The sequence below is a fragment of the Companilactobacillus muriivasis genome (genome assembly GCF_036246245.1).
Taxonomy (GTDB): domain Bacteria; phylum Bacillota; class Bacilli; order Lactobacillales; family Lactobacillaceae; genus Companilactobacillus; species Companilactobacillus muriivasis.
Genome location: NZ_BTTQ01000002.1, coordinates 306,835 through 319,906 on the forward strand (window position 1 = coordinate 306,835; position 13,072 = coordinate 319,906).

A 13,072-nucleotide genomic window follows, 5' to 3' on the forward strand; every position below is an offset into this window, starting at 1 on the left:
GAGACGGCATATTTAACTAGCACAACATGTATTTTTTAGTATTTAGGTTCCCATTTGATGTCAGCAACTGCTTGTTTAGCATCTTTGGCATCTGTAAGTTTTTCGTCGATAGCTTGTTGTGCAACACCGACAGCAACTGTCATACTGAATTCATCTAGTTTTGAAACTGGAGGAAGAACAGCAGCACCAGGTTGTGTAGGGTCAACGATTCCACCTAATGAGTGGGCAGCTTTGTTGATCATACCGTCTGATAGGATTTTAGCGTTAACAGCCATTGAACCAAGACCAAGACCTGGATATACCAAAGCGTTGTTAGCTTGACCAATGTGATATGTAACACCGTTGTATTCAACAGGTTCAACTGGAATACCAGTAGCGATAAGTGCTTTACCATCAGTCCACTTCAAAAGATCTTCAGCCTTAGCTTCTGCTAATTTTGTAGGATTTGATAGTGGGAAGATGATTGGACGTTCTGTGTGAGCGGCCATTTCTTTAATAACGCCTTCTGTAAATGTACCAGGTTGTGTTGATGTACCAACTAAGATTGTAGGGTGAACTGCTTTAACAACAGCTTCCAAGTTTGTTAGTTCGTCAGCATTGCTGAATTCACTACGTTGTCTTGTGAAAGGCTTTTGTTCTGGTGTAAGATCTTCAGTGTCATCGAACAATAGACCTTGCTTGTCAACTAAGTAGAAGTGTTTTCTAGCTTCGTCTTCTGAAAGACCTTCTTCAACCATAGCGTCAAAGATTCTCTTAGTGATACCAGCACCGGCAGTACCAGCACCAAATGATAGGTAAACTTGATCAGTAAGCTTTTCTTTAGAAATGTTCAAAGCACCAAGGATACCAGCAAGAGTAATAATACCTGTACCTTGAATATCATCGTTAAATGTCAAGATTTGGTCTTTGTACTTGTTCAAGATGTTGGCAGCATTGCTACGACCAAAGTCTTCAAAGTGCAAGTACATGTCTGGGAACAAGTTTTCAGCAGTTTCAACAAATTTGTCAACGAAGTTGTAGTACTTGTCGCCAGTAACACGTTCGTGATGGTTACCCATGTATAGGTCATCAGCAAGTAATTCTTTTCTGTTTGTACCAGCATCAAGAACAACTGGAAGAACAGATTTAGGATCAACACCAGCAGCAGCTGTGTAAACCATTAATTTACCAACAGAGATGTCAACACCTTGGACACCCCAGTCACCAATACCAAGAATACCTTCACCGTCAGTAACAACAATCAACTTGATGTCACGGCCAGCAGAAACGTTCTTCAATGTTGCTTCGATATCATCTTGGTCATCGATTGATAGGTAAGCAGCGTTTTGTGGGTCTAAGAAGAAGTGACTGTAGTTTTCAATAGTGTCAGCGATTGTTGGGTCATAAACAACGGGCATAAATTCGTTAACATGTTCACTGAACAATTTGTAGAACAATGTAACGTTTTCGTTGAATAAATCCATCAAGTACATTCTCTTAGCTAAAAATGTATCTTTGTTTGAATAGTTTTCGTAGGCTTGTTCTACTTGTTGGTCCAAAGTTTGAACGAATGGTGGAAGTAAACCTTCGATTTTGTTATCTTTTCTTTCTTCTTTAGTAAAGGCAGTACCTTTGTTCAAGAAATGATTATTTAATAAATCTAAACCAGTGTATTTCATAAATTTAATGCCTCCTAATTAACTTTCGTGTTGTACTATATACCCTTATAAAAAATATAGTCAAATATGTTATTATTGATAAATAAAATTTATAGGTGAGAAAATGAATTTAAAAGACTACCAATATTTTAAAAAATTATCAGAGTTAAAGAACTTTTCCGATACAGCAGCGTTCTTTGGTGTTAGTCAACCAACTATCACTTATTCGTTGAAGCGCCTAGAGGACAGCTGTGGCTTATCTTTAGTTAAGCGTAAGAGTTACGCCAACTCACTGTCACTGACATATGCTGGGGAACAGTTATTGCTACATATCAACCGAATTTTGCAGGAAAATGACCTGATCAATGTCGATATGGAACGGATCAAGCGAGAAAAAATTGTTATGGGATGGCCACCAATTATTACTAGTTACGTCATACCCAAGGTATTTGACGAACTTCGAAAAGAAAAACTTTTAACGGCAATTGAGCCTGTCGCTGATGGATCTAAGGATTTGTTGGCAAAATTGATCAATGGTGAGATTGATTTGTCATTATTAGGAACAACGGTTTTACCACAAGAAAATCATTTGGATTATCAGTTATTAAAGGAGCATCACTTCAAATTTATTGCTTCATGTGAAAAAGATATTTCACATATCAATTCAATTGAAGAATTATTTGAGGAAGATTTTATTTCTTTGAATGAAAAATCAGTCCACAGTCAGGTCCTACAAAGGTTGACGGAACACTATAATGTCGTGCCGAAGACGATGTTTCAAACTGACGATTACAAACTCGCTTTGAACTTAGTTCGAGCCAACAAAGGTATCAGTTTCATCACGGAGACAGCTATTCAAGATGTTCCAGGACTGCAAGTAATCGACATTCCAGATCTGCAACTACCATCGTTTTATATTCTGTTTGTTTACCGTCACAATATGATTGGTAATGAAACTTTGGGTAAGTTGATGCACATTTTCAAGGGGATATATAAAAAGTAATATTCTTTTATAAATAAAACGTGGTGTACAGGTATAGTCCATTCACGTTACAATTAACATGCCAATTTCGATTGGTTTGCGACAATTAGTGGTAACTGTATTTAATAGGAAATTATATCTCATCAATATATTGCTTTTTATTATGCTTTTATTACATTATTATCACTTTTTAATATTGAAATGGATGAAAAAATGAGGGATAGGGCATGGTTCGCAATATCCATTTTAGGGTTAGAAAGCCGGTATGACTGGCTTTTTTTCTTTTTTCGAAAGAAATTTATAAAAATATGTCCAATTTGGATAAAGTAATATATTCAAAATCGAATGTGCTATCATATTTAGTGAAGAGGAAATCAATTCCTACGTTTCCTCTTTCTTGATAATTTCATGATTATAATAGTTGAATAACTATTGTCGATAATGGCGGTTCCTCCCTGAGCTGCCATTTTTTGTAAGATAATAATGTTTTGAGATCTGCATTGAAAAGTGCGGATCTTTTTTTTGTTTTGTCGCCTCCGGTTGACAGAGATTTTCGCCCGCTATGGGACCGGCTCGAGCCAAGGTCTCGATCCTCGATTTTGAGCTTCGCAAGGTACGCGAATCTCAAAAGTCGTCCTGTGGAGTAAGAGCTAAAGCTCTAACTCCACCTTCATAGCTGGTGAAATCTCTGTCAACCTCCGGCTAATTTAACTGTTAGTTTTAATGTATTGAAAAAAAAAATAAGTTCGATCAGCTGGAATGTTTTACTTTTCCAATCTTATCGAACTTATTTCTTCTGATTTATTAATGATTTTCAAAATATTTTTGACCAGCCGTTAACATATCAGCTGTTTGTTGATTTAATAGTGGAGGCAATTGGTCAAATGGGAAATATTTAAGATCAAGTGTTTCGTTGGTTGCTTCACTTAATTCATGTCCGCCAACTTGTTTGACTAAGTATAGTCTAGAGATAACTTGAGTTTCATCGCCATTGGGATACGTTGTAAAGCCTTGGTCGAATATTCCAATCGGTTCGATAATTTCGACGTCAAGTCCAGCGTCTTCTTTATATTCTCTGACACAGGCTTGGGCAAATGTTTCGCCGTATTCTAGATAGCCGCCTGGTAAGCTCCAATTGTGGGTGTCAGTGCGAAGATTTAAAAGAACTTCATTCTTATTATTAACTAGAATTGCGCCTGCAGCGTTTAAAATTATCGGACGGTGACCGACTAGACTTCGAATTTCTTGAATATAATTTGCCATGGGTGAGGATTCCTTTCCGATTAAGTTAGCTTAACTATGCCACAGCTAGTGAATATTTCCCAGCTCTGTAGACGGAATATTTAAATAACTCATGTGTTTGTTAATTTCGTATATGATGAAAATGTTTTAACAAACCGTTAAAACTGTGTTACAGCAATGTCAGAGTAATTTTCTATGGTATAATTTTAGGTAATAAGCTATTTAGGAGTTTTTAGTATGAATTACAACGAGAGTCAACAAAAAGAAATTGCACAATATGCGATTGAGCATGACAACAATTACAAGGCTACTGGTGAAAAGTATGAAATCTCATATCAACAAGTAGCTGCATGGGTTAGAAAGTATCAAAAGGGTACAGTCGCTAAGAAAGACGTGACTTCTAAAAAGGCCACGACTGCTAAGAAAACTCAAGAGAGTCCAAAGACATCTAATAAAACAGAAGTTAGTGCACTTGACGTTTTGAGTCGTAAAGACCCAGTATTGGAAGCACAATTACAAGAAGTTAAAAAGAGATTGGGATTGATTTAGTTGAAAAAAGTCATTTTTGTTTGTTTAGGAAACATCTGTCGCTCTCCAATGGCGGAAATGATGATGAAACAGTTGGTTGCTGAAGCGGGTTTGACGGATAAAATTACTGTCGAATCACGGGCAACCTCAACTTATGAGATCGGTAATTCTCCACATCCAGGGGCGATTCGGGAATTACGGCGACAAGATGTTCCAGTTGTTGAACATTTTGCTAAACAGATCACTACGACCGACTTTGACAACGCAGATTTAATAGTTGGTATGGATAGACAAAATATCATTGATTTGAAAGAATTAGCACCTGCTGATGATCAAGACAAAATTCATTTGGCTTATGAAGTTTTGAATCAGGATGCTGAAGTTCAAGATCCATGGTATGATCATAAATTTGACCGCACTTATTGCCAATTATTAGAATTGTTGCCACTGTGGTTGAAAGAAATTATGTAGAAGTTGATAAATTTATTTATCAGCTTTTTTTGTGTCGTTTAGGAAAAATCGAACGTTATGAAAATAAATGTTTACATTTAAAAGTGTTCCCACTGAAAAATTACTTAAGTATTTTTGAAACAGCCTTCGAAAGTAAAACGTTTTTTGGTATAGCTGGATTTGTTGAAATTTTAAATTGGTATATACACAGAAAATAAGCAAAATTTACCTTTGATGTATTAAAGAAAAATGAATATATGATTAATGAAAAACATTGTTAGATTAATATTTGCCGCGTCATTTTCCAAGAAGATGCCTATATTTTTTTGAAACAGAAACCCCTTTCACGAATGATAAGATAACAAAATCATTTGACAGGAAGGTGTTTAGTTTTTATGAGAAGTAAGAAACCAACTCTAATTTTAGCCTGCCTTTGGTTATTATTTTCTAGTAGTTTTACTACCACAGTTATTGCTGAAACGACAGAAAATGAACCAGTTACAAGTGCTGGTCTAGAAACAATTATCGAAAATAAAGATAATACTGAAGTAACCATCAGTTATGTCTTAGAAGACAAAAAAGATTTGATTTTAAAAACCGACCAAGAAAAGGTTATTGATATTGATGCCTTGAAAAAGGATCTTGGTGCTGAAAAAGTTACTACTGAAGCTGATAATAAAGAATTACGCGTAACTTTAGATAATCCAGATGCAATTGACTTCAAAATGTACGTTGATAAGGAGAGGCCTTTCTCATTGACAGTGTTAGATGCAGATAGAAATGAAATGTTTAACTATCAATTTAACGTTAAAGAAGAGCAAGAGGCACCTTTGGAAGATGATCCGGCGGAAGAGTCGACTTGGACACGAACAGAGAAATTACGACTTTCAAAAGGTCCTATTCTTGAACATAAAGATGGTTCCAGTACACAGCCGATATTTTATTTTGGGGATTATATTTATGCTGAACATGGAATTATTAAAGTTTCTGATACTTGGATTCCACGTCATAAGTCACGAGAAAACAGTTTGACATCCCCAAATTCGGGTATTATTTATGCGGAACCTGGTAGTCGAGTTGAAGATGGTCCTAAAGCTGCCGGAAATCATGTTTATACAACACATTATGGCGATAACCAAAAACGTGATGGATTGACTGCGTTACATGCTGAAGAAGATTTACCATATGGATCACCAACTAGTTATACTTCCAATAATTTGTTCAATTACGTTTCACATTCTGATGATTGGAAAAGGCCCGGAGTCTCAGGGCCAAATAAGCTGGGCAAGTCGTATGCAATGTTGGGAGATCCAGTGTTGTATTATCGGACTGATCCAAATACTGGCTTTGAAGAACAGCGATTAGTTTACAAACAACGAGCTTTTTACTCGGATAAGCATGGGAAAGATAACCCAGAAATTACGACCTTTATTAAGATGTCGTTTACTAGAACTGGCCGTGTTGTAACTGATATTGCTTTTAAAAATACTGGGAGATACAAATTTTATAATTTTAGTGGTATTTCAAATCATGATCTTTCATTAAATAAAGATGGAGCTGAATTAACCGACGCTTCGGGTAAAAAGATTGGGAACTATATTCCAATGCGTTCGTTGGGTAATGATCGTGGGATGTATTTCCAATCTCCAAATAATGAAATCAGAACTAATATTTATATGGATCATCCGAAAGGTCCGGGTGCTTGGGCAGCTAGATCAGCTAGTCGTTCATATCTGGCAACTAAAGGTTATATGTATAATCCAGGATTGCTAGGGCTGATTGGGGTACAAATGGAGACTTATTACCCTTGGAAGGTTGGTAAAAGTGGGAGTGCATTTTATGATAAAAAGAAACATCAATACAAGTTTCCATATACACCACCTGGGTATAACAATGCTTTTAGCAATCAAAGAGATCTTGGGGATAAGGGTGCTAAACGAGGTGCTGGAACAAGACTAGGGACTAAGGGTGAAAATGATTCTCAATGGGATGCCGGCGTAACGATGCGCACACATCCAATGGAATTAGAAGTTGGTCAGACAGTTCATTTGCAATATGGTGTGATGACTGATATTCCAGGTTCTACTTTTAATCCAGTGGTCGAATATGACAGATTAGGTAGTGAACATTACCCTCAAGTTGTGCCATTGGGAACAGATGAATTAGAACTGAGCGGTCATTGGTATGACTTTGATAGTGATAATGTAACGCTTTATTACGTCGTCAATAAAGAAGAGACCGATGATATAAAGAAAAATATTTTATTCCATGAAAAGCAATCTAAGACTGATGCTAGTAACGGTAAATTCCATGATTTTTCCAAAAAAGTAAATATCAGTCATTTGGAAAAAGGACTCCATAAAATATCTTTAATTGCTGAGGATAGTGATGGCAATCAGTCTGTTCTGCAGGAACATAATTTCAAGTTGATTAAAACTGCGATTGCCGAAAAAGGACCACAAATTGACGTTACATCACCATATGGAACGAAACGGAATCCTTATATACCGGTCAGTGACAAATTTGATATAACAGGGTTCTGGTCAGATTCAAAGACTAAAGAAGTCAAATCGCTCTCTTATACGGTTGACGGGGGTCCAGAGACCATTTATGAAAAAAACATTGCCAATCCCGAATTGGGAAATTTGATGGGCTGGCGGATTCGTAGTTTAGATATTAAGAATTATAACGATTTCAAGAAGCACCGCATGGTCTTTAAGATTACTGATGATGAAGGGGCAACCGATACGGATACCTTTTATTTCAAACATAGTGGTGGGGGAACTCATTTGACTGCTCCGGAAAAAATTGACTTTGGCCAGGTTTCACTTGATTTGGATAAGAATAATCCATTGCCTCCAAATTTGAATAATGAGAAAGTTCTATTGGAGGATTTCCGTAAAAAAGGTTCAAATCAATTAGGAGTTCACCTAACTATCAAGAAGTTTTATAAAGATGATGGCAATGAATATGATGGTGATGACGAAGACGATGGGGATGATAGTTTGTCAACAATGGATCCTGATAGACGTGCAGCAACAAAAGAATCACTGCGACATAAGGTTTATTGGGATGGTAAGCCAGTCAGTACTAAAAATATTTTAATTGGTCAAACGAGTGGTCCTAAAAGTGAGGAGTGGCGTCAAACTACCGATCTTACTGAAGAAGTTAGTAAGAAGTTAAAGATTAATTTCCGTGCTCGTGATACGGGGACTTCGCCAGGTAAATATGTTAGTTATTGGACTTGGCAAACGGTCGATTCGATTCAATAATCAATAAATATGTGAGGTTAGTTAAATATCCCGTCTACAGAGCTGGAAAATATTTTCAAGCTGTGCGGGACGGCCCGAGCCAAAGTACGGTCTCGAACCTCGGTTTGAAGCCTTATCAAAAAACGGTAAGTCTCCAAACACGCCCGGTGGTATAAAAACGGGAGAATTTCCCGCTCTTATACCACTACCACGGCACACAAATATTTTCCAGTTCTTCCGACTAATTAATCGTTGTTAATTGAATGTGAAAATATCAAAATGCTTTTTTGTAATAGATTGTCAATTAGTGTCATACGAAAAAAAACTAATCTCTTAATTATGAGGTCAGTTTTTTTGTGTTCGAATAACATATGAATCTAAGAGTATACGACTAATAACTTGTAATGGTAAGCGAGATCTAACTTCATAATCAGGAAAATACGAAGTTTGAGATTTGTATCCAAGCAAAACCATTTCAGAATATTTAGCAATGGAACTTTTTTCATTAGTGGTAATCGTAATCGTGCTGACACCATTACCAAAGGCATTTTTAGCACCCTCGACGAGTTCTTTAGTTTCACCATTTAAACTGATAATAATGACTAGGGCTTCACGTTTAATACGTTTACTCATTGTCACGATGATATTTGGGTCAGAACTCATCACACAGTTTTTACCTAATAGCTGTAATTTGACTAACATTTCTTGCGCAATGAATTCTGAGAAACCACGAGCAAAGATGTAAATATCGTTGGATTCACGAATCTTTTGAACAGCATCCTCAATTGAACCAACATTAAGCATGCTAAGAGTATTGTCGACTTCATACTTATTTTTCATGATGGCTTGTTTAATATCATGATCGACTTTTTCCAAGTTTTTGTATTGTGAGTTATTTTTACTTTTGGTAATCAACTGTTGTCGAAAATCGGTATAGCCGGAATAACCCATCTTTTTAGTCGTACGAACAATAGTGGCTGTCGAGACATTAGCGTCTGCACTCAGTTTTACTATCGAAAGGTCAGGGATGTCGGTTAGATTTTCTTGAATATAGTCCCAAAGGTATTGTTCAGATGTACTTAATTTAGTAGTCATTAAAAATCCTTCCTAATTGTAAAGATTTTTTCGAGAATCGGTCCATGTGGTCCATTTATGAAAACATTTACATGATAACATAAGTTATACTATATTTATTGAAGCGGATGAGTGCCAATTAATAATTATCCCATCATCTAGAATAGTCTGAATGTAAAAATGTTTATATAATTATACATTCAATTATTATCAATGAATTAGTCGGAAGAGCTGGGATATTTAATCAGAGCGCCATACGTTATGAAATTGAAGAGGGGTTAAATAAATGATTTATACGTGTACCTTAAACCCGGCAATAGATTTATTTATTGAAACAGATCATTTGAAACCGGAAGTCGTTAATCGAACTAATAGTTATGACATTCAACCCAATGGTAAGGGTGTCAATGTTTCCTTTATTTTAAAACATTTAGGTGTTAATAACACTGCCTGGGGCGTTGGTGGTGGTTTTACAAGTAACTTTATTGAAGAATCATTGCGTAACAAAGGCATTGAAACAGATTTTACACATATTGATGGGATTTCAAGAATCAATGTTTTCACACGTGTGTTGGACACTGATACGGAATATAAAGAAGTAAATAACGGACCTGAGGTAAGCGCTGACAAAGTAACTGAATTTCTTCAAAAAGTGGCTACATTAACTAAAGATGATAAGTTAGTTGTTTCAGGTAGCTTTTCTAAGGGAATTCAACCAAAAATTATCGTTGAAATCGCCAAAATGGCCGAAAAACAAGGATTTGATTTGGTAATAGATACAAGTTATCCGGATGTTGTTTCTGCCATTGAGCATCATCCATACTTGATCAAACCAAATGATGAAGAATTATTATCATGGTTCGACCAACCAGACACGGACGATATCAATGTATTAGTGAAATATTCAAAAGAATTACTCAAGAAGGGTGTTCAAAATATTTTACTTTCATTGGGTGCCAAGGGTGCATTGTTCATTAATTCCGAACATGTATTGCTTGGAAATGCTCCAAAAATAAAGGTTGTTAATACGGCTTGTTCAGGCGATACGATGTTAGGAACATTTTTAGCTGGTATCGAACAAGGGATGTCACTTGAAGATAATCTGAAGCGAAGTTTAGCAGCTGCAAGTTCAACGGCTGCTAGTGCTGGTTTGACAGATTTCAGTGATGTAGATGAACTTATGAAACAAATTAAAATTACGCAATTGGAGGGATAAAATATGGCAAAATATACAGTTATTGCTGCTACTGGTTGTCCAACAGGAATTGCCCACACTTATATGGCTCAAGAAGCTTTGGAAGAAGCTGCTAAGAAGCGTGGTATTTCAATCAAAGTTGAAACTCACGGACAATCTGGGGTTGAACATGCTTTTACACAATCAGAAATTGATCAGGCTGACGGGGTTATTATTGCAGCCGATAAAGATGTTGATATTGACCGTTTTGATGGCAAGCGTTTGATTAATGTTTCCGTTACTAAAGGTATGAAGGAACCTGATGAACTGATTGAAAAAATTTTGAATGATAAAAATGTACCTGTTTATCACAGTTCAGGTAACTCTAGTGCAAGTAGTTCTGAGGAAACTGAGTTAACTGGTTCATTCTGGCACAAGATGTATGTTTACTTGATGAATGGTGTTTCACACATGTTGCCATTGGTTGTTGCTGGTGGTGTTCTAACAGCTGTTTCATTCTTCTGGGGTATCAACTCCGCAGATCCAAAGAGTGCCGAGTATAACGCCATCGCTGCTTTACTTAACACAATTGGTGGCTTTGCCATGAACTTAATGGTTCCAGTGCTTTGTGCCTATATTGCTGAGGCTATTGGTAAAAGAACCGGTTTGGTACTTGGATTTGTTACCGGTATGATTGCTTATACTAATGGTACAGGATTCTTAGGTGGTATCGTTGGTGGTTTCTTAGCCGGATATGTTGCTGTTCTCTTAACGAAATTATTCAAATCATTACCAAAATCACTCGACGGTTTGAAATCAATCTTCATTTTCCCAGTTCTAGGTGTTTTGATTTCTGGAACAATCATGTGGTACATTTCAGTGCCAATGAAGGATATCAATACTGGAATGATGGCATTCTTAAAGAGTATGGAAAATTCCAGTCCAATTCTTTTAGGATTAATCGTTGGTATTATGTGTGCTTCAGATATGGGTGGCCCAATTAACAAGGCTGCTTACTTAACAGGTACAGCTTTGTTAGCCCAAGGTAATTACTTCTTTATGGCCGGTGTTTCTGCTGCATGTATCGCACCACCACTAGCTACAGGTTTTGCTGTTCTATTCAATAAGAAAGCTTATACATCAAAGGAACGTAGTGCCGGATATGTTAACTTCTTACTTGGTTCCACTCACATTACCGAAGGTGCTATTCCATTTGCTGCCAAGAACCCATTGCTAAATATTCCTATCTTTATGATTGGTTCAGCAGTTGCCGCAATTCTTTCCTATGTAACAAAAATTTCTGTTCCCGCACCACACGGTGGGTTCATTGTTCTACCATTAGTTAACAAACCATTCCTATGGGTTCTTTGGATCGTTATCGGTGCTTTGATTTCTGGATTCTTACTATCAATCGTTGCTGGACGTCAAAGTAAACATGATGCTGCTATGGTCGCAACTCCACTTGGAAATGTTGCCGTTGATGCCGAACCAGAATCAGAACCTGCTGAAAAAGAAACAAGTAATAATGATTTAAGTGAAATTGTTAATAAAGATAATATTGCATTGGATGTAGATGTTTCTTCACGTGATGACTTATTGAAATACTTAGCTGATTTTTCAAAGAAATTAGGATATGCTTCAGATTCAGATGCTGTTTATGAAAAATATCTTGCTCGTGAAAAAGAAAGTTCAACTGGTATGGAGAAAGGTATTGCCATTCCACATGCCCAAGATAAGACTATTCACAGTTCTGCAATGTTGATTGCTAAATTAAAACAACCAATTGAATGGAAGACATTTGATAATAAACCAGTTGATATTGTTATTTCATTCTTGATTCCTGATCAAGATGACGGAAGCAATCACCTTGAATATTTATCAAGTACTTCAAAACTTTTAATGCATGATGAATTTATTGATTCATTGAGAAATGCTCAAACTAAAGACGAAATTCTTAATTTGTTCAAGTAATTTATGCACTTCGATAATGAAATATCCAATGATAGTCCTAGTGAAATTCTGCTGGGACTATTTTTTTGTATGAAAGCACTTACGTTAAAATGATAGTATTATATAGGTAGTGATTTAATGAAAAAAGGAGGGTGATTTTTATGTCGATTTGGCAAAAAATTAGTGATTTTCTCACTCCCGATAGTAGTCGGCCGATTAATGACCCTAATGTTAAGCAGCAAGATCAGATGAGTGACTTTTCTCAGATTTTGGATGTTAAAAATATCGTTGTTGATGTACAAGTGAAATCACGAAATGAGTTGTTGAAATATTTAGCTACTTTAGCTCATGCAGATGATGCCAATGTTGATATCGAAGCGTTATACGGCAAATATTTAGTTCGAGAAAACGATGCTTCGACTGACTTGGGAGATGGAGTTGCAATGCCGCATGCTCAGGATGAATCGGTTTCCAAATTAACAATGTTCGTGGTTAAACTAGCTCAACCAATTGAATGGAAAAAAGGTGTTGAAATTCAAACAGTTATTTCCTTGGTTATTCCAGATCCAGAAAAGAATTATGCACATATTCCATATATGTCGAGTGTCGCGCGCTTACTTTTGAAGAAGGGATTCGTTCCAGCATTAAATAGAGCAACGACTCCAGAAAAAATAAGCAAGCTGTTTATTTAAATTAAAATTTACTTTTTTTGACGAGTTTTTTAAGAATAATTCCGGTAATGGTATACTTATAGTTATTGAATTAAAGGTTTAAGTTATTTAAG

The 13,072-nt window shown here is 36.3% G+C and carries 10 protein-coding genes; 7 read left to right on the top strand and 3 right to left on the bottom strand.

The window, feature by feature from the left end:
* Positions 1-35 precede the first annotated feature (35 nt).
* Positions 36-1,658: a malolactic enzyme gene (locus AAA923_RS04325; protein ID WP_338214848.1), complete on the bottom strand. Its 1,623-nt coding sequence runs from the start codon at positions 1,656-1,658 to the stop codon at positions 36-38.
* Between the two features lie 103 nt (positions 1,659-1,761).
* Between AAA923_RS04325 and AAA923_RS04330 the strand changes: the two genes are divergently transcribed.
* Entirely contained in the window at positions 1,762-2,640 is an 879-nt protein-coding gene (locus AAA923_RS04330; RefSeq protein WP_338214849.1) for a LysR family transcriptional regulator, read from the top strand.
* Between the two features lie 783 nt (positions 2,641-3,423).
* Here the strand turns inward: AAA923_RS04330 and AAA923_RS04335 are convergent.
* Positions 3,424-3,882, bottom strand: coding sequence for an NUDIX hydrolase (locus AAA923_RS04335; RefSeq protein ID WP_338214852.1), 459 nt, complete (start codon positions 3,880-3,882; stop codon positions 3,424-3,426).
* A gap of 216 nt (positions 3,883-4,098) precedes the next feature.
* Between AAA923_RS04335 and AAA923_RS04340 the strand changes: the two genes are divergently transcribed.
* From AAA923_RS04340 to AAA923_RS04350, 3 genes are all read left to right on the top strand, one after another.
* Complete coding sequence (locus AAA923_RS04340) at positions 4,099-4,410, top strand: helix-turn-helix domain-containing protein (RefSeq protein WP_338214854.1); 312 nt, start codon at positions 4,099-4,101, stop codon at positions 4,408-4,410.
* The gene (locus tag AAA923_RS04345; RefSeq protein ID WP_338214856.1) at positions 4,411-4,860 is read left to right on the top strand and encodes a low molecular weight protein-tyrosine-phosphatase; all 450 of its coding nucleotides are present in this window, start codon (positions 4,411-4,413) and stop codon (positions 4,858-4,860) included.
* A 374-nt stretch (positions 4,861-5,234) separates the two neighbouring features.
* Positions 5,235-8,111, top strand: a complete 2,877-nt coding sequence (locus AAA923_RS04350; RefSeq protein ID WP_338214858.1) for a hypothetical protein — start codon at positions 5,235-5,237, stop codon at positions 8,109-8,111.
* Positions 8,112-8,435: 324 nt separating this feature from the next.
* On the opposite strand, the gene AAA923_RS04355 is transcribed toward AAA923_RS04350, so the two are convergent.
* Positions 8,436-9,185: a MurR/RpiR family transcriptional regulator gene (locus tag AAA923_RS04355; protein WP_338214859.1), complete on the bottom strand. Its 750-nt coding sequence runs from the start codon at positions 9,183-9,185 to the stop codon at positions 8,436-8,438.
* Positions 9,186-9,450: 265 nt separating this feature from the next.
* Between AAA923_RS04355 and pfkB the strand changes: the two genes are divergently transcribed.
* The 3 genes from pfkB to AAA923_RS04370 all read left to right on the top strand — a co-directional run bounded on the left by pfkB (position 9,451) and on the right by AAA923_RS04370 (position 12,980).
* Positions 9,451-10,380, top strand: coding sequence for a 1-phosphofructokinase (gene pfkB, locus AAA923_RS04360; RefSeq protein ID WP_338214860.1), 930 nt, complete (start codon positions 9,451-9,453; stop codon positions 10,378-10,380).
* Between the two features lie 3 nt (positions 10,381-10,383).
* Positions 10,384-12,309, top strand: a complete 1,926-nt coding sequence (locus tag AAA923_RS04365) for a fructose-specific PTS transporter subunit EIIC (protein ID WP_338214863.1) — start codon at positions 10,384-10,386, stop codon at positions 12,307-12,309.
* A 140-nt stretch (positions 12,310-12,449) separates the two neighbouring features.
* Complete coding sequence (locus tag AAA923_RS04370; RefSeq protein WP_338214865.1) at positions 12,450-12,980, top strand: PTS sugar transporter subunit IIA; 531 nt, start codon at positions 12,450-12,452, stop codon at positions 12,978-12,980.
* The last annotated feature ends 92 nt before the right edge of the window (positions 12,981-13,072 follow it).

What these genes read in the sequence shown, in the direction of transcription:
- AAA923_RS04325 (WP_338214848.1), bottom strand. Translation starts at nt 1,658, where the DNA reads ATGAAATACACTGGTTTAGATTTATTAAATAATCATTTCTTGAACAAA.
- AAA923_RS04330 (WP_338214849.1), top strand. Translation starts at nt 1,762, where the DNA reads ATGAATTTAAAAGACTACCAATATTTTAAAAAATTATCAGAGTTAAAG.
- AAA923_RS04335 (WP_338214852.1), bottom strand. Translation starts at nt 3,882, where the DNA reads ATGGCAAATTATATTCAAGAAATTCGAAGTCTAGTCGGTCACCGTCCG.
- AAA923_RS04340 (WP_338214854.1), top strand. Translation starts at nt 4,099, where the DNA reads ATGAATTACAACGAGAGTCAACAAAAAGAAATTGCACAATATGCGATT.
- AAA923_RS04350 (WP_338214858.1), top strand. Translation starts at nt 5,235, where the DNA reads ATGAGAAGTAAGAAACCAACTCTAATTTTAGCCTGCCTTTGGTTATTA.
- AAA923_RS04355 (WP_338214859.1), bottom strand. Translation starts at nt 9,185, where the DNA reads ATGACTACTAAATTAAGTACATCTGAACAATACCTTTGGGACTATATT.
- pfkB (WP_338214860.1), top strand. Translation starts at nt 9,451, where the DNA reads ATGATTTATACGTGTACCTTAAACCCGGCAATAGATTTATTTATTGAA.
- AAA923_RS04365 (WP_338214863.1), top strand. Translation starts at nt 10,384, where the DNA reads ATGGCAAAATATACAGTTATTGCTGCTACTGGTTGTCCAACAGGAATT.
- AAA923_RS04370 (WP_338214865.1), top strand. Translation starts at nt 12,450, where the DNA reads ATGTCGATTTGGCAAAAAATTAGTGATTTTCTCACTCCCGATAGTAGT.